We start from the raw sequence: 21,172 nt of genomic DNA, 5'->3' as shown, positions 1-21,172 counted from the left end.
GGTGGTCTGCGCGGCGTCCGGCAGTGCGGGGGCCGCCGTCGTCGTCAGCGCGTGGCCGCGTCGAAGGCCGCGATGGCGTGGGCCAGACCGCGGGCTCTGTCCTGAAGCAATTGCTCTCCGGGGACGCCGTCGGCGCCGGAGGGGTCGTCCGTGGCACCGCCGACCCGGGCCCACTCCCCGTGTCGCTCCACGGTCAGGCCCGGATACGGCGGGCGGTCGAACAGCGGCGGCGGTTCCACGGTGGTGCGCGCCGGTACCGGTGTGCGCACCAGGCCGGGGTGGGCCGCCAGCATGAGGGATGTCTCGAACCATCCGGCGTGGCCCGGGGTGACGTCGGGGCGGCCTGCGTCGTCATCGCCCGTGGTGAGGTTCCAGTAGGAGCAGGCCGCGACGGTGACCTCGGAACGCAGCGCGAACCGCTTCACCGCGAGCCGCATGATCTCGTCGTTGCCACCGTGCCCGTTGACGACCATGACGCGGCGGTAGCCGCTGGTCACGAGCGAGTCCAGGACCTCCTCCAGGACCGCGCCCAGGGTGGCGGCGGACAGCGAGACGGCGGCGGCGAACAGATGGTGGGGACTGTGCCCGTAAGGCAGTACCGGCAGCCGCACCACGTCGGGCCCGGACGCCTCTTGGGCGAGTATGCGCAGCGCCCGGTCGACGACTTCCTCGACGAGGAGTGTGTCGGTGCCCATCGGGAGGTGCGCGGCGTGCTGCTCCTGCGATCCGATCGGCAGCAGGGCGACGGCGTCCTCGCCGGCCCGGCGTACCTCGTGCCAGGTCAGTTCGCTGAGTCTCGATTGGCTCACGGTGCTACCTCTCCGAATCGGGCCCATGGCAGAGTCGGCGCATGGTCCACAAACGTTCTCCGTTGCGACTGGTCACCGAGGCAGAGACGCAACCGGCAGCTCCCCGTGTGCCGCAGACGCTGGGAGCCGTCGAACTGGTGCCGGGTCGTGTCAGGGCGGCGGTGCTGTCCGGGGCGGGCCGGATCCTGGAACGTGTCGAGACCGCGTACGACGCGTCCGGCGCGACCCCGGCGGACATCGACACCGCCCTCGCCGAGGCGGCCACGGTCTTCGCCGGGCGGGACCTCAGGGGCGTGGGGGTGGCCGCCGCCGGACTGGTCGACCCGCTGACGGGTCTGATCCGCGAGGTCAACGACGTTCCCGCCCTGCACGGCTATCCCGTGACGGAGCGCCTGGGCGCGCTCACCGGCGCGAGCGTACGGGTCGAGCACCGGGCGCGCCTGCAGGTGCTGGGCGACCGCTGGTTCGGGGCGGGCCGGGGCCGGCGGACCTTCGCCTCGGTCTCCACCGGCGAGGTCCTCGGTGTGGGTGTCCTGTACGACGGCGACGTGATGGCGCCGCCCGGTGGCCGCAGCGGCGCTCATATGACCGTGTCGGCGGGCGGTGAGCGCTGCACCTGCGGGAACCGGGGCTGCTGGAAGACGGTCGCCACCACCGGCTGGCTGGGTGCCCGGGCACGTGCCGAGGGTCTGGGGGACGACGTCTCGCTGGCCTCGCTGGTGGGCCGAGGGGACGGGGCGGCCGACCGGGTGGTCGAGGAGTACGCGCAGAACCTCGCGTTGGGGCTGGTGAACGTCCAGCAGCTGTTCGCTCCGGGGCTGTTCATCCTGCACGGCGAGGCGCGTGAGGGCGGGGAGGGCTTCCGTACGGTCGTCGAGGAGCGGTTGCGGGCCGCTGTCGCGTTCTCGGGTGCCGAGCAGCCGCGGGTGCTGGTCAGTACCGCGGCCGTCGACGATGTCGCGCTGCTCGGTTGTGCCGGGCTGGTGCTGTCGCACGGGTAGCACGGGCGCGGTCATCGGCTCTCTTCGCCCGTCGCGGGCACGCGTTCCGTGGCGCGGCGGCCCCGGCGCGGGTCGAGCACCGGCACCGCGTCCAGCAGCTGTCGTGTGTAGGGGTGTTCGGGGGTGCGGAACACCGTCGCGGCGTTGCCGACTTCGACGAGGCGTCCGCGGCGCATGACCGCGACCCGGTCGGCGACCTGGCGTACGACGGCGAGGTTGTGGGAGACGAAGACGTAGGTGAGCCCCAGGCGCTGCTGAAGGTCCGCGAGCAGGTCCAGGACGGTGGCCTGCACGGAGACGTCGAGGGCGCTCGTCGGCTCGTCCAGTACCAGCAGGCGTGGTTCGAGGGCGAGGGCCCGCGCGATGGACACGCGCTGCCGCTGGCCGCCGGAGAACTCGTGCGGGTAGCGGTCCTGGATGCCGGCGCTCAGGCCGACGGCTTCCAGCAGTTCCCCGACCCGCTCCCGGTTGCGGGCCCTGGCACGCCGTCCGCGCGCCGCCGGGTCGTGTGTGACCAGGGGTTCGGCAACGATGTCGCTGATGCGCATGCGCGGGTTCATGCTGGAGTACGGGTCCTGAAGGACGACCTGCATCTGACGGCGGACGCCGCGCATCTCGGCCGTGGAGAGCGTGGCGAGGTCCCGTCCGTCGAAGCGCACGCTGCCCGCCGTCGGATCGATGAGCTTCAGGAGCAGGCGGGTCAGCGTGGTCTTGCCGCAGCCGGACTCGCCGACCAGGGCCAGGGTCTCGCCTTCGTGGACCTCCAGCGACACGTCGTCTACGGCGACGTTGACCTCGCCGGTGCCGAACTCCTTGCGCAGGCGGACCAGTTCGAGCAGGACCGGGGTGGTCGCCTGCGTCCGGGTAACGGTGCCGGTGGTCATGCCGCCTCCAATCGCGGTGTCGCGGCGAGCAGTTTGCGGGTGTAGTCGTCGGCCGGACGGTCGAAGACGTCGAGGACGTCGCCCGTTTCGACGACCCTGCCCTGGTTCATTACGACGACACGGTCGGCGGTCTCCGCCACCACCGCGAGATCGTGGGTGATGAGGACGACGGCCATGTCGTGCTTGCGCTGGAGGGTGACCAGCAGGTCGAGGATCTGCCGCTGGACGGTGACGTCGAGGGCGGTGGTCGGCTCGTCGGCGATGAGCACCCGGGGCCGCGCGACCAGCGCGGTGGCGATCATCACGCGCTGGCGCAGTCCGCCGGAGAGTTCGTGGGGGTACTGCCGGTAGCGCAGGGCCGGGTCGGGGATGCCGACCTCGTCCAGGGCGGCCAGCGCGGCCTCCTTCGCCGCGGCCCGGGACATGCCGGTGTGGTGCCTGAGCACCTCGGCGACCTGGGCTCCGACCCGCTGCAGAGGGTCGAGACAGGTCATCGGGTCCTGGAAGACCATGGCGATGTCGCGGCCCCGGATCCGCCCCAGCTCCTTCTCGGACAGCTTGAGCAGATCGCGTCCCTCGAAGCGGATCTCACCGCCGGTGTACATGCACGGAGGGCTGGGGTTCAGCCGCAGAACGGACAGCGCGGTCGCGGACTTCCCGCTGCCCGACTCCCCGACCACGGCGAGGGTCTCACCGGCGCGGACGTCGAAGGAGACGCCCCGGACGGCGTGCACGACGGAGGTCTCGAGCCGGAAGTCGACACTGAGGTTCTTGATCTCGAGCAGCGGTGTGCCGGCAGCCGGTGGCCGGCTCTGTTCGGCGGTCGGTCGGTTCGTGGTCATCGGCGGTAGGCCTTCGGGTCCGCGACGTCGCGCAGGGCGTCGCCGGTGATGTTGATGGCGAGGGAGGTGAGCATGAGCGCGATGCCGGGGAAGACGGCGACCCACCAGGAAGTGCCGAGGTAGAGCTGGCCGTCGGAGAGCATGCCGCCCCAGGTGACCGTCTCCTTGGGCACGCCCAGGCCGAGGTAGCTGAGGGACGCCTCGGCGACGATCGCGGCGGCGACGTGCAGAGTGCCGATGGTGGCCAGGGGCGCCATCACGTTGGGCAGCAGGTGCCGGCGCATGATCGTGACGTCGGTGACGCCAATGGCGCGGGCCTCGGTGACGAAGTCGCGTGAACGCAGCGACATCACCTCGGAGCGTACGACGCGGGCGTAGGAGACCCAGCCGGTGAAGCCGAGGACGAGGATCACCATCCACAGACCGGAGCCGACGAAGCCGACGATGGCCAGGGCGAGGAGCAGCGAGGGAAATGCGAGCTGGACGTCGGCGAGCCGCATCAGGGTGCGGTCGGCCCAGCCGCCGAAGTATCCGGAGGACAGGCCGACGATCGTGCCGATCACGCCGGCCAGGAGGGCTGCTCCGGCGCCGACCAGGAGGGAGACGCGTGCGCCGTGGACGACCCGCGAGAGCAGGTCGCGGCCGAGCTGGTCGGTGCCCAGGAGGTGGGCGGTGCTGCCGCCGTCGTGCCAGGCGGGCGGGCGCAGGCGCAGCAGTAGGTTCTGCGTGTTGGGGTCGTAGGGCGCGACGAGGGGCGCGAGCACGGCTGCCGCCAGCAGGAGCGCGAGCACGGTGAGTGAGGCGACGGCGAGCTTGTTGCGCAGCAGGGCGCGCAGCATGGCGGACCGGGAGTCGCCTGCTGGTGCCTGTGCGGGGGCCTTGTCGGTCGCTACAGGTGACATGACGGTCATCGAGACGTCCTCACCCTCGGGTCGAGGAAGCTGTAGGAGAGGTCGACGAGCAGGTTCACCACGACGAAGGTGGCGGCGAAGAACAGGACGGTGGCCTGGACGAGGGGGAAGTCGCGGTTGGAGATCGCCTCGACGGTGAGCTGTCCGACGCCCGGCCAGGAGAAGACGCGTTCGGTGAGGATCGCGCCGCCCAGCAGGTTCCCGACCTCCAGGCCGATCACGGTCACCACGGGCAGCGAGGCGTTGCGCATGCCGTGGGTGAGGACCACCTTCAGCGGGCCGAAGCCCTTGGCGCGGGCGGTGCGGATGTGGTCGGAGGACAGGACGTCGATCAGTGAGGATCGCAGCAGTCGCGCGACGACGGCGACGGAGTAGACGGCGAGGGTGACCGCCGGGAGGACCAGGTGGGCGAAGGTTCCGTACCCGGACGCGGGCAGGGCGTGCAGCCAGACCGCGAAGACCAGGATGAGCAGGATGCCCACCCAGAAGGGCGGGGTGGACTGGCCGATCAGGACGCCGGTCATCACCGTGTGGTCCGAGCCGCGGCCGCGCCGCATGGCGGCGAAGATTCCGGCGGGGATCGCGATGACCAGGGTCACCACCAGTGCCGCGGCGGCCAGTTCGATGGTGGCGGGCAGCCGGTCGAGGAGGATCTCGCTGACGGGCTGGTTGTAGATGAGCGAGTCGCCGAAGTCGAAGCGGCAGATCCCCCACAGGAAGTCGAGGTACTGGTTGAGCAGCGGCCGGTCGAGACCGAGGGAGGCCCGCAGCGTGCTCTCCTGCTCGGCCGTGGCGTCGGGCGGCAGAATGATCTTGACCGGATCGCCGGAGAGACGGACGAGGAAGAAGGCCACCGTCGCCGTGCAGAAGAGCACGAGCAGGGCGGTGCCGAGGCGGTGGAGAACCATGCGCAGCAGCCGTGGACCGCCGCCGCTCCGCGAGGGGCGGGAGACCGCCGGGGCGGGCGGCTTGTCGAGGGTGAGGCTCATCGGGAGACCTCCGCGCTCTCCATGGCCAGCACACCGGCGGATCCCGGTTTCCAGCGGGGCCGTTCGTTGCGGGCGTAGATGTTGTCGATCTGGTAGAGGAAGACGAAGGGCGCTTCCTCGCGCATCAGCCGCTGCAGGTCGGAGAACGCCTGCTTGCGCTTCTCGGGGTCCTCGGAGAGTTCCTCGGCGTCGATGAGGCGGTCGGCCTCCGCGGAGTGCCAGCGGCTCTGGCGCCGGTCGCTGCGTACGTTCGACTGGACGATGCTCTGCCCGTCCAGTGTCCATACGGTGCTGGCCGCCAGGTACATGGGGCCGAGCGCGCCCCGGTTGTCGGAGGTGAGACGGGCCGAGTAGGTGCCGGGGTCGAGCAGATCGACGCGGGCGCGCACGCCCGCCCGGGCCAGGAGTCCCGAGAGTGCCTCCGCGACGTTGGAGTCGGCGTTGGAGGCGGTGAGCGTGGTGGAGAAGCCGTTCGGATGGCCGGCCTCGGCCAGCAGTCTGCGGGCGGTCTTCACCGAGCGGGTGAACGGCTTGACGGAGGGGTCGAATCCGAAGGCACCGCGGGGGACGAGCGCGGGTGTCTCGGTGGCCTTGCCGCCGAGCACCGCTTTGATCAGCAGTGGCACGTCGACCGCGTGGTTGAGTGCCTGCCGCACCCGCCGGTCCTGTAGCGGGCCCCGCTCCAGCGTGTTCAGCGAGAGATAGGCCGTGCGGATGCCCGTGTAGCCGTCGAGTGTCACACCGGAGTAGCCCTCCAACTGCTGGGCGGCGTCCGGAGTGAGCCCGGCGACGAGGTCGACGCCGCCGCTCTGGAGGGCGGCCAGGGACGACGAGGCGTTGGGGGCTGGGCTGAAGACGAGGCCGTCGACGCCGGGACGGCCGTTCCAGTGGTCGGGGTAGGCCTGCATACGCAGCTCGTGGTCGCGCTGCCAGCTGACGAAGGTGAACGGGCCCGTGCCGACCGGGCGTTCGGCGAACCCGTCGTCGCCGACCTCGGAGAGATGGCGGGGCGGGACGATCACACCGCCGAACAGCGAGAGCTTGGCCGGCAGGATCGGGTCGTGCACGGTCGTGTGCACGTCGACGGTGAGGCGGCCGGCGACGGTGACGTCCTCGACGAAGCGCAGTTCGACGATCGGTGACTGTGTCGCGGGGTCGAGCAGGCGCTTGATGCTGAAGGCCACCGCTTGTGCGTCGCACACTTCGCCGTTGTGGAAGGTGACGCCCGGGCGTATGGCGAACCGCCAGGTGCGCGCGTCGATGGCCTTCCACGACAGGGCGAGACGGGGGTGCAGCTGGTTGTCCCGCCCTCGTGTGGTGAGCGTGTCGAACATGTTGATCAGGACGTTCATCGACACCATGTCGCCCTGTTTGTGCGGGTCCAGTGTCGTGGGGTCCCCCGGCTGGGAGACCCGCAGGACGTTTCCGGCGCCGTCGGCCGCAGCGGGGCCGCACCCGCTCAGCAGTGCGGGAGCGGTGAGCGCACCGAGCAGCAGACCACCGGTCCGCAGGACGCCGCGCCGAGACGGAAGACTCCGGTCCGCCGTGCGCTCCAGACGAATTTGTTCCATTGAACAACACCTCCGTTCCGTCAGATGGAATGCGGTTGGGTTAAGCTAAGCGACATGGTGAAAGCGGTCAACACCCGATCGGTCGACCAAGAGCCCGCCAAGGGGCCCGTCGAGAAGGCGATCGAGGTGCTCGAAGCACTCGTCCAGCCCGGCGGCCCCCATCGCCTGGGCGAGATCGCCCGACGGACAGGACTGACCAAGCCCACCGTCCACCGCCATCTGCGCACCATGGCGGAACACGGCTTCGCCGAACCCACGGAAGGTGGCAGTTACCGCGCCGGACCGCGCCTGCTGGGCCTGGCGGCCGCGGCCCTGAGCGACAGCACCGCCCTCGCGCTCGCCCGCCCCGTCCTCGACGACCTGCGACGGCGCACCGGCCACATCGCGTTCTACGCCGTCCGGCACGACGCCGACGCGGTGTACCTGGAGCAGTCCGAACCGGCCCGCGAGTACCGGATGGCCGCACGGCCCGGCCGCCGTTCGCCCCTGTACGCCAGCGGAGTGGGGCTCGCCATGCTCTCCGCGCTGCCACCGGAAGAAGCCTCCGCGGCGCTGCACGCGTCCGACCTGGTGGCCCGCACACCCCACACCCTCACCGAGCCCGCCGCGCTGCGAGCCGAACTGGCCCGGGCCGCGCTGTGCGGATACGCCGTGGAGGACGAGTACGAAGAGCCCGATGTCCGGTCGGTGGCCGCACCCGTGCTGAACGCCCACGGCGAAGTCGTCGGCGCCATCGGTGTCTCCGGGCTGGTATTCACCATGGACTCAGACAGCCTGGAGGTGTTCGGGCCCATGGTGCGCGCCGCCGCCCGCACGGTCTCCGCGGGCCTCGGCGCGCCGACATCCTCGCTGAGCCTGATGCACACGGCGCCGAAGGGTGAACAGGAATGAGCGGCGCCCGCCGAGTGCTCACCCGCGGACGCGAGGCCCGGATCTACTCCGGCGCCGCCTGGTCGGTCGGCGACGCGGACGGCTCCCTGGAACGCGGCTGGACGGGAACCCGCTCGTGGAACGGCCCGGACCTGGACGGCACGGACCTGTGGGACCTCGCGTCGGTGACGAAACCGATCGTCGGACTCGCCGTCATGGCCCTGGTGGACCGCGGCGTGATCACCCTGGACCACACCGTCGGCACGCACCTGCCCACCTACCGCCGCGGCGACAAAGAGGACCTGACGATACGCCATCTCCTCACCCACACCTCGGGCATCCCCGGTCAGGTGCCGCTGTACCGCGACCACCCCACCCGTTCGGCACTGCTCGACGCGGTACGCCTGCTTCCCGTGACCACGCGGCCCGGCACCCGTGTCGAGTACTCCTCGCAGGGCTTCATCGTCCTCGGCCTGATCGCCGAGGCCGCCAGCGGACAGCCCCTCGACTCGCTGGTGAACCGCCTGGTCTGCGAACCGCTCGGAATGAAGCACACCTTCTTCCGCCCGGGTGCACGGTGGCGCGCACGGGCCGTGGCCACCGAGGACTGTCCCTGGCGCGACCGGCTCATCGTCGGTGAGGTCCACGACGAGAACGCGGCCGTACTCGGCGGTGTGGGCGGGCACGCGGGACTGTTCTCCACGCTCAGGGACATGGAATTGCTCGGCGCCGCGCTCGCCGCAGGCGGTCGTGGACTGCTGAGCGCGGACACCTGCACGCAGATGACGGCCGCTCACACGGACGGTCTCGCACTGCGGCGCTGCCTCGCCTGGCAAGGGCAGGACCCGACTGGATCTCCCGTCGGCGACGCCTTCGGTCCCGACTCCTACGGGCACACCGGCTTCACCGGTACGAGCCTGTGGATGGATCCCCCCACCGGGCGCTACGCCGTGCTGCTCACCAACCGAGTCCATCCGACGCGCGTCGGCGACGGTATTGCCGGAGTCCGCCGAGCCTTCCACGACGCCGCCACTCGCCCCGGCCCTGCGCAGTCGGCGTGGGGTGAAACCCCCGCGTGAGCGCGGACGAACGGGGCGGTCAGCGTGCCGAGCGAGCCCGTCCGCGATCCGACGCACTCGTCAAGGCCCTTTCACCCGAAAGAGCTTGCCGCAGGATGACGGTGCCCCCTGCCCCGCGTAGTTGCCGTACCGTTTGCGGACTGCGCCCGCCCAGGGGAGTGCGGCGGGCCGGACCGGGGAGAGGACGGCGTCGGGGTGGTCAACAACGATCAGGAGACCTGGGGTACGCAAGCGGTCTGCAGAACCGCTGATTCGGACGAACTGTTCGCCGTGGGCGCGGCCCAGAACAGGGCCAAAGCCATCTGCACCGGCTGCCCGGTGCGCACCGAATGCCTCGCCCACGCCCTCGATCAGCGTATCGAGCACGGCGTGTGGGGCGGCATGACCGAACGGGAACGGCGAGCGCTCCTGCGACGCCGCCCGACGGTGACCTCCTGGCGGCGTCTGTTGGAGACCGCGCGCGCCGAGCACGGCCGACAGGCCACGGACCCGGGGGAGTTGAACGAGGGATCGTCCGAGGCAGGCTGAACATCCCGGTCGGCCGGAACCAGCGCGAGATCCGCCGTTGCGGACCGTCTCGGCGGTCGGCGAGGCTGGGTCAGCAGGGCTCCCCGTCCTTGACCGAGTCGAAGTTGACGGTTGTGGACGTCGGGTGCTTGCCCGGTCCCGGCGTCTGGGAACAGACCACCCAGTTGCGGTCGAGGATCTGCATGCGGTCCTGGCCGGTGGCGTCGGACGAGGTGAGCAGGAAGAAGCCGGCGGCCTGTGCGGCGTCCTGGGCCGCCTGAAGGTCCTTGCCCCTCAGATCGGGCAGTGTTCCGGTGACCGAGGCGCGGGGATCGGTGTCGTCGGCGTCGGTGGTGTCGGACGTCTCGGTGTCCGTCTGCGCCTGGTCGTTGGTGTCCTGGCTCGCTGAATCCGGCTTGCTGGAGCTGTTCTCGTCCGCAGGTTGGCAGGCCGTGAGCGTGAGCAGGGCTACGGCAACGAGAGTGGCTGCGGCGACACGGATGCGCATGGTGTCCCCCAAGATGGATGCGATCGAGGCAGCATCATCCGGCATGGGACGGCGCTGGGGACCGCGAATGACGCTCCTATGACGCGAATGGGGGACTGTCGCGACAAAGGATCACCAAGTCGGCGGGGCCTCCCGCGTTCCGGCACGCCGAACTTGCCCTGGACGCGTCATGATCGCCACGTACGAAGCTACTTCTGCTGCGCGAGCCAGTCGGCGTACCGGTTCTCCCCGAAGCCCGCGCCGGCGGCCGGCAGAAGCGTGGTCTCCTCCAGCGGGGCGCCGAAGTACCCTGCGCCGGGGTCCGGAACGACCGTGCGGGAGTCATTCTTGGCGGAGAGGGTCTCGCGGATGAGTTCGTCGAACCGGAACTCCTCGGGGCCGGCGACCTCGATCGTTCCGTTGACAGGCGTGCCGACCGCGACGCAGGCGATGGCGGCGGCGACGTCGTCGGCGTGGATGGGCCGGATCTTCACCGGGGCCACGTGCACGCCGTCGTCCCTTGCCTCTGCTTCCGCCAGCATGCCCAGAAGCTCGAAGAACTGCGTGGCGCGGACGATGGAATACGGAATCCCGGACGTCTTGATCAGATTCTCCTGGACGTGCTTGGCCCGGATGTAGGAGTTCTTCTCCTGGAGCCGCTCAGTGCCCACGATGGACAGGACCACATGATGCTGCACACCGGCCTCGGCCTCCGCCTTCAACAGGTTGGTGGTGCCGGTGCGGAAGAAGCTCATGACGGCCTCCTCCTCCCAGGAGGGCGCGTTGGACACGTCGACGACGACCGAGGCTCCTTGAAGGACCTCGGCCAGGCCCTCACCTGTCGAAGCGTTCACACCGGTGCTGGGCGACGCCGCGATCGCCTCGTGCCCCTGGTCGGCCAGTCGGCCGACCAGCTTCGAGCCGATCAGCCCGGTTCCGCCGATCACTACGACCTTCATGGTGGATTCCTTTGCTTGTTGCCGGCACGGATCCCGCGACAGCGCAGACCACCGATCTGATCGATCAACTCCTGAGATCCACATGCCGCCCTACCCGGGGGGCAGTGCCGTCCGCGGACGGGGAGTCGCGCGTCAGGTGAAGCCCGGCCTCGCTGCGTACCCGCCGTGCTCATGCTGCCCACCCTGGTAGCAACGGCTATGACGAGGTGGTGGGACGCGGGGCGCGCAAGTGCGCTCGCTGCGCAAGCTCATCGTCGTCGACGAAGATGAGCATCGGCTGGCCCGGCGCGCACAGCATCGTCACGATGAACGTGCTCGGCGCGTCCGACAGGGCGTTGCCGTCCTGGTAGTGGATCACGTCCCCGCCCGGCTCCCAGAACGTCTCACCCGCCTTGATCACGCGTTCCGGCTCACCCTCCAGCTCGAACCGGATGACGCCCTCCATCACGTAGCCGAACGCCGGTCCCGAGTGGCGGTGCGGAGCGGCCCCAGGGTGACCGGGAGGCCACTCGACGAGAATGGTCATGCCCGAGGCGCCCTCGGGCAGGAAGGGCGGCTTGACGTCCTGCAGCACCTTGACCTCGGGCGGCAACGAGTGCTCGCCGGCCCCGTGTGCTGATTTCCTCTCCGACATGCACCACACCTCCGCAAAATCCGCCCGGTACGAACGATCTTGCGTCCCTCGTCGCTCTCTGGGTGGACGGACCGAGTTGTCTCGAGGGTGACTGTGATCCCGATTCCAGGCTCACATTCACACCACGGGTCTCGCAACAAGGACCTTGGACCACTGGATGTGGAGATGCGCGCCGCCCTGGCGGCTGCCCGGCAGGAAACGTGGGCCGCGGCCCCTTCCCGGTACGCCGCGCAGCCCACGCCCGAGGCCCCGGCGGCGCGATCATCGCGCACACAGGGCGTGTTCTCGCTGGTCAGGGCCTGGTTCGGGGGCTTCTCGTCACGTCGCGAGAGTGAGGTTGCGCGGGTGGGCGGCGATCTTCGTGTTCATGCCGGTCGGGCGTCCGCACGGGGAAGGCGCCCAGTCATGAGACGGCGGTGATCTCCACGCGCGCGCTGCCGCCGGGGGTGCGCAGGACGATGTCGTAGAGGTAGGTGTCGCCTGCGTGGGGGTCGACGATCGTGCGGGCGCCAGGGAACAGGGATTGCGACACCGCTTCGTGCCGCTCGCCCGGTCGTGAACCGCTGATCGTGACCAGTCGGACACGGGTGCTGCCCGTGTTCTCGAGCGTGACAGACCGGGTTCTGGGGCAGGGTGCGGCGTCTGCGTCGTCGCGGCAGTGGAAGCGGACGTCACCGAAGCCCACCAGGCCGCAGGAGACCTCGGTGGAGAACGTGAAGTCGGCCGAGCAAACGCCGCCGACCCGCAGGTCCCCACCGGGCGGTGTGCCGGTGTCCCGGTCGGTGCTGTCCGACGCCACCGCGTACAGCGCCGCTGCCGCACCACTCACCGCAGCGGCGGCGAGGGTGGCGAAGATGAGCTCTCTGCGCACCTGGGCTCCTGTTGGTGTGTGCACCCGGCACGGGCCGAGCGTTCGGGCGATCCCCGATTCTGCTGACGCTCCGTCAAACCGCGCTCAAGGCGAGTCGTGTCCGCGTCATAGAGCTAGACAGGGTCCGGCAGCGCTTTGTGACACGGGCACCACCCGAATACAAGGGGGTTGCCCGTCACCAGTGCGGCACAGCGCGGCGCGTGTTGTCGGTGTGGACCTGTCACAGACGGGGAGGCCGTCCGGTCTCTACTGCGAGTAGTCCTTATGAGGAGGAACACATGAGCGCAGAGCACGCAAAACTACCTCCTGGTGTTGAGCTGATCGCGACCCGGCCGGAAGCAACGGCGATGATTCCAGCTGATGCCGAGGCCAGGAGCATCCGCGTCACCCTTTCCCCCGGTGATCCCGGCGCGCCGCCGCACCGCCACCCTGGGCCGATCTTCGGCTATGTCAGCGAGGGCGAGATCCTCTTCGAGCTCGAGGGACAACTGCCCCGGGTCCTCAAGGCCGGCGACGTTCTCTTCGAGCCCGGAGGCGATGTGATCCACTATCAGGGCGCCAACAATCTTCCGGACGCGCAGTCCCAGCTGGTGTTGACCATGTTCGCGCCTCCGGGTACCCCGATTCTGACCTTGGTCAGCGCGGACGAACTGGCCGAGCGACGGCATCTACGGGCTACCAAGCCGTAGAGGCACGGGCCGGGTCCCGGCAACGGGACCCGGCAGCCGGGCCACACCCGAGTCGTGGTCGGGGATGCACGTCGCCTGACGAACGGCCTCGGCGACAAGTCCTAATTGCCGTCCGGACCGGCCGGGACCGTGACGTCCATCGGCCGGTCCACATTGGTGGCAGAGAGGTAGACGGTGTCCGAGGCCGGGTCGAAGCAGAGCTGTGCGGAGTCGGCGCGCACCAAGCTCTTGTCGAGGACTCCGCTGTGGACCCACTGCGCGCCCGGCGGTGCGAACTCGGAGAGTGCGGCCGGTATGGAGATGCCTTGGGGCGCGGTTCCGACGGTCGCCGGCTGCATCTGCGTGGACGCCGTCAGGTCGGCCACCGAACCGGGGGCGAGCCGCATGAGGGCGCTGACGCGATAGTCCGTAGGCCCGGGAACTCGGCTGTCCCCGCCGGGAGTCTCCTGCTGCCAGTGTGCCGAGACGATCCGGCCGAGCTTCGGCAGGCGCTCGGCCAGCGGTTCGGTGTCGGTGTGTATCTCGAGGGCTTTTGAAGCCTCGGCCTTCACGTCGGCGACGGGACTGACGGCACAGCCGGTGACCACGACTGCCACCAGCAGGAGTGCGCTTGCCGCCCCCGGAGACCTGCTGCATTCCGCCACTACTTCCCCCGCTTCCCTCTGGTGCTCCGTCAGGTCCTTCTGGAACTTGGTGTCGTGTGTGTCCTGCTGGGCAGAGGCTGATGGCTGGGGGCTCGGGATCCGGTCCGGGCTGGTTCAGTCGGTGTCAGGTTTCTGCTTCGCCGCGGTGTCGTAGGCGGCGCGGGCCTCGGCGACGGCGGACCGGTGGCGCTCGGCCCAGCCCACCAGTCCGGTCAGCGAGGTGTGGAGTTCTCGGGCCATGGGCGTGAGGCTGTACTCGACCTTGGGCGGCACGGCCGGATGGACGGTGCGGATGAGCAGACCGTCCCGCTCCAGCCGACGCAGGTTGAGGGTGAGCATGCGCCGGCTGATGCCGTTGATGGCGCGTTCGAGTTCGGTGAAGCGGACCGGGCCGTGGGCGGCGGCGATCAGGATCCCGATGCTCCACTTCCCGGCCACGCGGTCGAGTACCTCGGTGACCGGGCAGGCTTCGTCCCTCACTGCATCCGCAACATGAGTGTGACTGCGTGACATGGATGTGCCTCCTTCCGCGTGGCAGCAAGGTTACCGATGATGGGTGCTGTTGCAGGTCGTGCACCAAGGGGGACAGCATGTCCGTTCGTGCTCTCGTCGTCGATCCGTCCGCACCCGCCGCTGTCCGCCTCGCCGAGGTTCCCGACCCCGTGCCCGGACCGGGCCAGGTCCTGGTGGACGTGTCCCATAACTCCCTGAACCACGGAGACCTCAACGACGCTCGCTCCGGTCGGGTGCCCGTGGGAGCGGTGCTTGGATCGGATGCCGCCGGGGTGGTGGTGCAGGCTGCCCCGGATGGAACCGGCCCGGCGGTGGGCACCCGAGTTGTGGCCCTGGCCTCGGGGGCGTTCGCTGAGCGCGTCGCGATCGGTGTGGGTGGGCTTGCCGAGGTGCCCGAGGGTTTGGACCTGGCGAAGGCGGTCGCGCTGCCGGTTGCCGGAGTGGCCGCGCTGCGCTCGCTGCGCGCCGCCGGGCTCGGGGCGGACAAGCGAGTGTTGATCACCGGTGCCTCCGGCGGGGTAGGCCGGTTCGCCGTCCAGTTGGCGGCACGGGCGGGTGCCCACGTGATCGCGTCCGTGGGCTCGACGTCCCGCGGGGCAGGGCTGGTCGACATCGGCGCCGACGAGGTGCTGATCGGCCTGGACGGACTTGAGCAACCCGTCGATGTCGTCATCGACAGCGTCGGCGGCCCTCGACTGGTCGCGGCATGGAGTCTGCTCGTCCCCGGGGGCAGTGTGCAGAGCGTCGGCTGGACTTCCGGAGAGCCGGCGGTCTTCCCGCCGTACGCGACCATCGGTCCGGCCAAGTCGCTGACGTCCTTCGTCATCGAGGGCGATGCCGGCCCGGACCTGGCTGTTCTCGCCGCGCTGGCCGCTGAGGGTGCCCTCTCGGTCGAGATCGGCTGGCAGGGCTCCTGGGACCGCTTTGCCGAGGCCGCCGAAGCTCTCCACGGGCGCCGGGTGTCCGGAAAGGCGGTCCTTCAGGTGTCACGCAGTGAGCGGCGTGCGGCGGCGTTTCCCTCGCAGGGTTAGGACGTCGACAAGCTTCGCTGCGGGCGGTGCTCTCGCTCGGACGAGCCTCGTCGAGGCTCAGGTCAGACGGGCAGGCGGGGCACGCTGCCGATCAGCCGTCGGGTGTACGGGTGTTCCGGCGCGCCGAGCACCTGCTCGGTGGCGCCTTGTTCGACGAGGCGACCGCGCTCCAGCACCGCCGTGCGCTCGCACAGCGAGGCGACGACGGACAGGTCGTGCGAGACCATCACCAAAGTCAGGTCACGCTCCTGCTTCAGCTCGGCGAGCAGGTCGACGACCTTGACCCGGGTTGTGAGGTCGAGCGCGCTGACGGGTTCGTCGGCGAGCAGGACGCGCGGGTCGCACACGATCGCCCGGGCGATGGCGATGCGCTGCCGCTGGCCGCCCGAGAACTCGTGCGGGTAGCGGGAAGCCGTGTCGGCGGGCAGGCCGACGCGCTCCAACGCGGTGGCGACCTTCGGCGCGGCGGTCTTACGGCTGTCGAGGCCGAGGGAGCGCAGCGGCTCCGCGACGATCGCGGCCACGCGCCGCCGCGGGTCCAGGGAGGAGTAGGGGTCCTGGAACACACACTGCACACTGCGTCGGAAGGTGCGCATCTGCCGCCGGTCGCGCGGGGTGAGCGGCTCGCCGTCGAAGCGGACTGTGCCGCTGGTGGGGCGGGTGAGGCCGAGCAGGAGGCGCAGCAGGGTGGTCTTGCCGGCGCCGGACTCGCCGACGAGGGCCAGCGACTGTCCGGGTTCGACGGCCAGGGACACGCCCTGTACGACGTCGGTGGCCGCGCCCCGGTAGCGGACGGTCACGTCCGTGAGTTGCAGTACGGGGGTCATCGTGTGCTCCTCAGGTCCAGGGCGGCCTCCAGCCTGCGGGCGCCGGCGACGAGCGTCCTGGTGTATTCGGCCTTCGGTGCGCCGACGACGTCCAGGACGGGGCCCTGTTCGACGGCCCGCCCGTCCTTGAGTACGAGGGCGTGGTCGGTCACCCGCGCGACGACGGCGAGGTCGTGGCTGACGAACAGCACGGCCATGCCCCGCTCGCGCACGAGGGTGTCGAGCAGGTCGAGCATCTCGGCCTGGACCGACACGTCGAGTGCGGTGGTGGGCTCGTCGGCTATGAGCAGGTCGGGTTGGCAGGCGAGGGCCATCGCGAGGGCGACGCGCTGGCGCTGGCCGCCGGAGATCTCGTGCGGGAAGGCGCGGGCGATCCGTTCGGGTTCGGGCAGCCGCACCCGGTCGAGGGCTTCACCGACCGCGGTGCGCAGTCGCTTGCCCCGGAGACCGGTACGCCGGGCCAGGGGCTCGGCGATCTGGCGGCCCACCCGCATCAGTGGGTCGAGGGCGGTCAGCGGGTCCTGGAAGACGACGGCGGCACGGTGTCCGCGAACTGTTCTGAGCTGCTTCTCGGTGGCGCCGATGATCTGTGTGCCGGCCAGTTCCACGCCCCCTTCGGCGGTCATCCCGTCCGGTAGCAGGCCCAGCAGGGCGAGGGTGGTCAGGGATTTGCCCGAACCGGACTCGCCGATCAGGCCGAGGCGTTCGCCCGCCTCGACGCTGAAGGACAGGTCGTCGACCAGGGGGCGTCCGCCGGCGGTGCGCACGGTCAGGCCGCGTACGTCGAGGAGGGTCATGTCCGCCTTCCCCGGGCCGTCGGGTCGAGGGTGTCGCGCAGTCCGTCGGCGATGAGGTTGACGCCGACGACGAGCAGGACCAGCAGGACGCCGGGGGCCAGGGCGCCGGCCGGTGCGGTCATGAAGGTGGCCTGCGCTTCCTGCAGCATGCGGCCCCACGAGGCGTTCGGGGGTGGCGCGCCGAGTCCGAGGTAGGACAGGCCCGCCTCGGCCAGCACGGCCAGGCCGAACTGGAGGGCCAGGTTGACCACGAGGGTGGGCCAGATGTTCGGCAGGACGTGCCCGGCGACGATGCGTGGCCAGGAGGTGCCGGAGGTGCGCGCGGCGGTGACGTAGTCCTGTGCGAGGACGCGTTTGACCAGGATCCGCATCAGCCGTGCGACCACTGTGCTCTGCGCCAGGCCGATCGCGAGGACCGCCGAGCCGAGTGTGGCGGAACGGGCGGCGACGACGAGCATCGCGAGCAGCAGGGTCGGGAAGGCGATGAGGATGTCGAGGAATGCCGCGAGGGTGTCGTCGAGCCAGCCGTGGGCGAAAGCGGTGAGCACTCCGAGGGTGACGCCGATCAGCGCGGCGATGAGTACCGAGCCGAGTCCTGCCTCGACAGCGATGCGCGAGCCCGTCATCAACTGCGTGAACAGATCCCGTCCGAGTTTGTCGGTGCCGAGCAGGTGCCCGTCGCCGGGCCCGGTGAGCCGGCCGCCGGAGGTGTCGTCGGTGGCGTACGGCAGCCATACCAGCGAGACCAGGGCGAGCAGCAGGATCAGGCCGGTGAGGGTGCAGCCGGCGAGCAGGGCCACCGAGCGGCGTCTGCGCTTGGCGGGCGTCTGCGCTTGGCGCAGGACGTCGGTCGCGGTCATCGGGCGACTCCCGAGAGCCGGTCGCGCAGCCGCGGGTCGATGATCCGCTGGACGAGGTCGGCGACGAAGCCGATCAGCAGAACGGCGAGGGTGGAGGCGAACAGCACTCCCTGGATCACGGGGTAGTCGTGCTGGGCGATGCCGGTGGCGAGCATGGAGCCGAGGCCGGGCAGCGCGAACACGGACTCCACGACGACCGCGCCGAGCAGGGTCGAGGCGAGTTCGATGCCCAGGACGGAGACGACCGGCACGGAGGCGTTGCGCAGACCGTGGCGCCACATGGCGGCCGGGAGGGAGGCGCCGAGGGCGCGGGCGGTTCGCAGGTAGTCGCTGTTGACGACGTCGAGGGTGGCGGAGCGGACGTACCGGGTCAGTGAGGCGCTCATCACCAGGGCGATGGTGACCACGGGCAGGACGAGGGAGCGCACGGCCTCGGCGGGTGCGTCCCAGCCGTCCTGGGGGAAGCCGCCGGAGGGCAGCCAGCCGGCGTTCAGCGCGAACAGGGCGATGAGGATCATGCCGAGCCAGAACACCGGTACGGCCATGCCGAGTTGTGAGATGCCGCTGAGCAGAGCGCCGTACCACGTGTGCCGCTTGTGGGCAGCGACGAAGCCGACGGGTACCGCGATGACGACGGCCAGCACGAAGGCGGCGAGCGTCAGCGGGAGGGTGAGGTCCAGGCGGGCGGTCACTTCGGGACCGACCGGCAGGGAGCTGACGAAGGACGTGCCGAGGTCACCCCGCACCAGCTGCCCGAGCCAGCGGGTGAACTGTTCGGGCAGCGGCCGGTCGGATCCGATCGAGTGGCGGGCCGCGGCGATCTGGTCCGGGCTCGCGCCCACCGAGGTCAGCGCGTTGGCCGGGTCGCCGGGCAGGAGGCGCAGCAGGACGAACAGCACCACACTGGCCAGGGCCAGCGACACCACGAGAAAGGTGAGACGGCGCAGGAGGTAGCGCCCCATCAGCCCGTCTTCTTGATGTCGTAGGCGTAGAACTGGGAGTTGAGGCCGTTGAGCGGGTAGCCGGACAGCTTGGTGCTGGCGACCACGATCTGCGGGTAGAGGTACAGCCAGTCGCTGGCCGCGTCCTCGGCGGTCTTGCGGTTGACCTTCTTCAGCAGTTCGTTCTGCCGTGCGGTCGTGGTGGCCTCCTCGGCCTGCTCGACCCACTGTGTGACCTGCTTGTTGTCGTAGCCCCAGTAGAAGTCGGGGTTGCCGTACCAGACCAGGTCGCGGTCGTTGACGTGCTCCTGGAGCGTGGCCGTGAAGTCGCGGTTCTTGTAGACCTTCGTGTACCACTCGTTGGGCGTGATGGTGTTGATCTCGACGGTGATGCCGACCTTGGCGAGCTGCGACTTGATGAAGGCGGCGGCGGTGGGGTGCGGGTCGTAGTTGGGGGTGTCGAGGGTGAAGGAGAAGCCCTTGGCGTAACCGGCCTCGGCGAGCAGCTTCTTGGCCTTGGTGACGTCGTGGATGTCCACGGAGGTGAGGTCCTCGTACCACGGGTCGGTGGGCGGAACCATGGAGCCGATGAGCTTGCCGTAGCCGCCCCAGACGGATTCCAGCAGCTTCTTGTCGTCGATGGCGGCGGACACGGCCTGACGCACCTTGACGTCCGTGAAGGGCTTGGCCTTGTCGTTGAAGGCGAGCAGCAGTTTGGTGGTCGAGTTGCCGCTGTTGACCTTGTAGTTCTGGTTGCTCTTGAACTGGTCGAGGGCGTCCGGCGACTGCTCGCTGGTGACCACGTCGACGGCGTTGGTGAGCAGGGCGTTGTTGAGGGCGGAGGCATCCTTGAAGTAGTGGAAGACGACCTCCTTGTTCGCCGCTGCCTCGCCCCAGTAGCCGGCGAACCGGTTCAGGCTCAGCGCGGAGCCGCGCGTCCACTTGCCGAGGGTGTACGGGCCGGTGCCGTCCTCGGTCGTCTTCAGGTCCTTCGCCTGGGAGTTGATGATCCAGACGTAGGAGAGGTTGTAGACGAAGGAGATCGACCGCTTGGACAGCGTGACCTCGACGGTGCGCGCGTCGGGGGTCGCGATGTCCTTGACGACCTCCAGGTTGCTCCTGCGGGCGGACTGCGAATCGTCGGCGAGGACCTTCTCCAGGCTGTACTTGACGTCGGCGCTGGTCAGCTCTTCGCCGCTGTGGAACTTGACGCCGTCGCGCAGGGTGAAGGTGTAGGTGAGGCCGTCGGCGCTGGTCTCGTAGTCCTGGGCGAGAAGCTTTTCGACCTTGCCGTCGTCCGTCAGACGGAAAAGGCCTTCGTAGACGTTGCCGTTGAGGGCCTCGGTGACGCCCTGGCCGCCGCCCGCGGTGTTGTCGAGGTTCTGCGGTTCGTACAGGGAGCCGATGTCGACGGTGGCGTTCTTGTCCCAGCTGCCGCCGGTGGCGCCGGTCGTGGAGCCGCCGCAGGCGGTGAGGACCAGCGCGAGGGTGGCGGTGGTCGCGGCGGTGTACAGGGCAGGCTTGTTCAGTCTCATGGCGCGAGGAAACTTTCGAGCGTCGGGAGGAAGGCTGCGGTCGGTGCCGCGGTCAGTGCTGTGCGAGGAAGCCGTCGCGGAAGACGGGGCGCTTCTCGCCGGCCTGGACAGGCACGTGGAAGCGGTTCTGCCGCGGCGGCATCGGACAGTTGTACTGATCGGAGAAGCCGCAGGGCGGTACGAAGGCCCGGTTGAAGTCGAGGACGACCCGGTTGTCGTCGTCGGTGCGCTGGACGAACAGGAAGCGGCCGGCACCGTAGGTGGTCGTCCCGTTGGTGGGGTCGCCGAAGACGAGCAGCAGGGTGCCCTCGTCGTCGAAGGCGCTGAGGGTGTAGTCGTGATCGTCGACGGTGAGCGCGATGTCGCCGGGGACGACGAGATCACGGGTACCGCCGTTGTCCCGGACGTGCTCGAAGGGGATGCGGCGGGCGCCCGGGACCGGCGTGTAGGTGGCTTCCAGGACCCAGGCCGGGTTGTACGGGAAGACGTCCACGCCCTCGAAGTGACGGATGGCGGGAGCGTCCGCGTCCCACAAGCGCAGGCCGTGCTCGATACCGCCGGTGACCAGGTCCGTGCGCCTCAACGTGGTGACCGTCACGGAGCCGGGATGCCCGGCGCGGGCTGCGTCGGGGTCGGCTTCCGCGCCCGCAGGCAGCCAGCGCGTCTCGACGAGGGCCAGGTTGCCGGTCGGTGAGGTGAGCGCGCGGCGGCGCTCGGCACACCAGAGGTCCCACTTCTCCCTCGGGTCGTCGCGAGGCGGAAGGGGGGCGGAGTCGGACACGGCGGTACTCATTCGGCTAGCAGGGCTGGATCGCCACGGATCGTGAATCCGTGGCCAAGTATCTCTTTTATTTTCCATAAGATCGCCTAATGGCAAGCGGATCTCGACAGGTGAGACGAGGGATGGACGCACGAGATGGG

At 69.8% G+C, this 21,172-nt stretch carries 24 protein-coding genes; 6 read left to right on the top strand and 18 right to left on the bottom strand.

Annotated elements, in window-relative coordinates; genetic code table 11:
- Positions 1 to 44: 44 nt before the first annotated feature.
- On the bottom strand, positions 45 to 809 hold the full coding sequence (locus DN051_RS02165) for a creatininase family protein (RefSeq protein ID WP_112437778.1): 765 nt from the start codon (positions 807 to 809) through the stop codon (positions 45 to 47).
- A gap of 41 nt (positions 810 to 850) precedes the next feature.
- On the opposite strand from DN051_RS02165, the gene DN051_RS02160 reads away from it, so the two are divergent.
- On the top strand, positions 851 to 1,810 hold the full coding sequence (locus DN051_RS02160) for an ROK family protein (RefSeq protein ID WP_112437777.1): 960 nt from the start codon (positions 851 to 853) through the stop codon (positions 1,808 to 1,810).
- An 11-nt stretch (positions 1,811 to 1,821) separates the two neighbouring features.
- Here DN051_RS02160 and DN051_RS02155 read toward each other — a convergent pair whose 3' ends face one another.
- From DN051_RS02155 to DN051_RS02135, 5 genes are read right to left on the bottom strand one after another with little or no spacing between them, the layout of a single operon-like run.
- Positions 1,822 to 2,694 (bottom strand): ATP-binding cassette domain-containing protein, encoded by an 873-nt coding sequence (locus tag DN051_RS02155; RefSeq protein WP_112437776.1) that lies wholly within the window; start codon positions 2,692 to 2,694, stop codon positions 1,822 to 1,824.
- On the bottom strand, positions 2,691 to 3,536 hold the full coding sequence (locus tag DN051_RS02150; RefSeq protein WP_112437775.1) for an ATP-binding cassette domain-containing protein: 846 nt from the start codon (positions 3,534 to 3,536) through the stop codon (positions 2,691 to 2,693). The genes DN051_RS02155 and DN051_RS02150 overlap by 4 nt, the downstream gene beginning before the upstream one ends.
- Positions 3,533 to 4,447: an ABC transporter permease gene (locus DN051_RS02145; RefSeq protein ID WP_162624797.1), complete on the bottom strand. Its 915-nt coding sequence runs from the start codon at positions 4,445 to 4,447 to the stop codon at positions 3,533 to 3,535. The genes DN051_RS02150 and DN051_RS02145 overlap by 4 nt, the downstream gene beginning before the upstream one ends.
- Complete coding sequence (locus DN051_RS02140) at positions 4,444 to 5,436, bottom strand: ABC transporter permease (RefSeq protein WP_112437774.1); 993 nt, start codon at positions 5,434 to 5,436, stop codon at positions 4,444 to 4,446. The genes DN051_RS02145 and DN051_RS02140 overlap by 4 nt, the downstream gene beginning before the upstream one ends.
- The gene (locus DN051_RS02135; RefSeq protein ID WP_112437773.1) at positions 5,433 to 7,007 is read right to left on the bottom strand and encodes an ABC transporter substrate-binding protein; all 1,575 of its coding nucleotides are present in this window, start codon (positions 7,005 to 7,007) and stop codon (positions 5,433 to 5,435) included. The genes DN051_RS02140 and DN051_RS02135 overlap by 4 nt, the downstream gene beginning before the upstream one ends.
- A 54-nt stretch (positions 7,008 to 7,061) precedes the next feature.
- Between DN051_RS02135 and DN051_RS02130 the strand changes: the two genes are divergently transcribed.
- The 3 genes from DN051_RS02130 (at position 7,062) to DN051_RS02120 (ending at position 9,484) form a co-directional block, all read left to right on the top strand.
- The gene (locus DN051_RS02130; protein WP_053762637.1) at positions 7,062 to 7,898 is read left to right on the top strand and encodes an IclR family transcriptional regulator; all 837 of its coding nucleotides are present in this window, start codon (positions 7,062 to 7,064) and stop codon (positions 7,896 to 7,898) included.
- Positions 7,895 to 8,956 carry a serine hydrolase domain-containing protein gene (locus DN051_RS02125; protein WP_112437772.1) on the top strand — a complete coding sequence of 354 codons (1,062 nt, stop codon included), beginning with the start codon at positions 7,895 to 7,897 and terminating at the stop codon, positions 8,954 to 8,956. Before DN051_RS02130 ends, DN051_RS02125 begins: the two co-directional genes overlap by 4 nt.
- 195 nt (positions 8,957 to 9,151) lie before the next feature.
- Complete coding sequence (locus DN051_RS02120; RefSeq protein WP_112437771.1) at positions 9,152 to 9,484, top strand: WhiB family transcriptional regulator; 333 nt, start codon at positions 9,152 to 9,154, stop codon at positions 9,482 to 9,484.
- 70 nt (positions 9,485 to 9,554) lie between these two features.
- Here DN051_RS02120 and DN051_RS02115 read toward each other — a convergent pair whose 3' ends face one another.
- The 4 genes from DN051_RS02115 to DN051_RS02095 all read right to left on the bottom strand — a co-directional run bounded on the left by DN051_RS02115 (position 9,555) and on the right by DN051_RS02095 (position 12,414).
- Positions 9,555 to 9,971: a hypothetical protein gene (locus tag DN051_RS02115; RefSeq protein WP_112437770.1), complete on the bottom strand. Its 417-nt coding sequence runs from the start codon at positions 9,969 to 9,971 to the stop codon at positions 9,555 to 9,557.
- A 188-nt stretch (positions 9,972 to 10,159) separates the two neighbouring features.
- Positions 10,160 to 10,909, bottom strand: a complete 750-nt coding sequence (locus tag DN051_RS02110; protein WP_112437769.1) for an SDR family oxidoreductase — start codon at positions 10,907 to 10,909, stop codon at positions 10,160 to 10,162.
- Positions 10,910 to 11,105: 196 nt separating this feature from the next.
- A complete protein-coding gene (locus DN051_RS02105) occupies positions 11,106 to 11,543 on the bottom strand; it encodes a cupin domain-containing protein (protein WP_112437768.1) in 438 nt (145 codons plus the stop codon).
- Positions 11,544 to 11,946: 403 nt separating this feature from the next.
- On the bottom strand, positions 11,947 to 12,414 hold the full coding sequence (locus DN051_RS02095) for a hypothetical protein (RefSeq protein WP_112437767.1): 468 nt from the start codon (positions 12,412 to 12,414) through the stop codon (positions 11,947 to 11,949).
- A 278-nt stretch (positions 12,415 to 12,692) separates the two neighbouring features.
- Between DN051_RS02095 and DN051_RS02090 the strand changes: the two genes are divergently transcribed.
- A complete protein-coding gene (locus DN051_RS02090; RefSeq protein ID WP_112437766.1) occupies positions 12,693 to 13,103 on the top strand; it encodes a cupin domain-containing protein in 411 nt (136 codons plus the stop codon).
- A 101-nt stretch (positions 13,104 to 13,204) separates the two neighbouring features.
- On the opposite strand, the gene DN051_RS02085 is transcribed toward DN051_RS02090, so the two are convergent.
- The gene (locus DN051_RS02085) at positions 13,205 to 13,699 is read right to left on the bottom strand and encodes a hypothetical protein (protein WP_162624796.1); all 495 of its coding nucleotides are present in this window, start codon (positions 13,697 to 13,699) and stop codon (positions 13,205 to 13,207) included.
- 162 nt (positions 13,700 to 13,861) lie between these two features.
- The gene (locus DN051_RS02080) at positions 13,862 to 14,260 is read right to left on the bottom strand and encodes a winged helix-turn-helix transcriptional regulator (RefSeq protein WP_112437764.1); all 399 of its coding nucleotides are present in this window, start codon (positions 14,258 to 14,260) and stop codon (positions 13,862 to 13,864) included.
- Between the two features lie 77 nt (positions 14,261 to 14,337).
- Between DN051_RS02080 and DN051_RS02075 the strand changes: the two genes are divergently transcribed.
- A complete protein-coding gene (locus tag DN051_RS02075; RefSeq protein WP_112437763.1) occupies positions 14,338 to 15,291 on the top strand; it encodes a zinc-binding dehydrogenase in 954 nt (317 codons plus the stop codon).
- 62 nt (positions 15,292 to 15,353) lie between these two features.
- Here DN051_RS02075 and DN051_RS02070 read toward each other — a convergent pair whose 3' ends face one another.
- Genes DN051_RS02070 through DN051_RS02045 form a run of 6 tightly spaced genes read right to left on the bottom strand, consistent with a single transcriptional unit; the run spans position 15,354 to position 21,044 of the window.
- A complete protein-coding gene (locus tag DN051_RS02070) occupies positions 15,354 to 16,118 on the bottom strand; it encodes an ABC transporter ATP-binding protein (protein WP_053762647.1) in 765 nt (254 codons plus the stop codon).
- Entirely contained in the window at positions 16,115 to 16,915 is an 801-nt protein-coding gene (locus tag DN051_RS02065; RefSeq protein WP_112437762.1) for an ATP-binding cassette domain-containing protein, read from the bottom strand. Before DN051_RS02065 ends, DN051_RS02070 begins: the two co-directional genes overlap by 4 nt.
- Positions 16,912 to 17,775, bottom strand: a complete 864-nt coding sequence (locus DN051_RS02060) for an ABC transporter permease (protein WP_112437761.1) — start codon at positions 17,773 to 17,775, stop codon at positions 16,912 to 16,914. The genes DN051_RS02065 and DN051_RS02060 overlap by 4 nt, the downstream gene beginning before the upstream one ends.
- Positions 17,772 to 18,737, bottom strand: coding sequence for an ABC transporter permease (locus DN051_RS02055; protein ID WP_112437760.1), 966 nt, complete (start codon positions 18,735 to 18,737; stop codon positions 17,772 to 17,774). Before DN051_RS02055 ends, DN051_RS02060 begins: the two co-directional genes overlap by 4 nt.
- Complete coding sequence (locus DN051_RS02050; RefSeq protein ID WP_112437759.1) at positions 18,737 to 20,251, bottom strand: ABC transporter substrate-binding protein; 1,515 nt, start codon at positions 20,249 to 20,251, stop codon at positions 18,737 to 18,739. Before DN051_RS02050 ends, DN051_RS02055 begins: the two co-directional genes overlap by 1 nt.
- Before the next feature lie 52 nt (positions 20,252 to 20,303).
- A complete protein-coding gene (locus DN051_RS02045; protein WP_112437758.1) occupies positions 20,304 to 21,044 on the bottom strand; it encodes a DUF1684 domain-containing protein in 741 nt (246 codons plus the stop codon).
- Between the last annotated feature and the right edge of the window lie 128 nt (positions 21,045 to 21,172).

This window comes from Streptomyces cadmiisoli (assembly GCF_003261055.1).
GTDB lineage: Bacteria > Actinomycetota > Actinomycetes > Streptomycetales > Streptomycetaceae > Streptomyces > Streptomyces cadmiisoli.
This window is presented reverse-complemented; position numbering and strand designations above follow the sequence as displayed.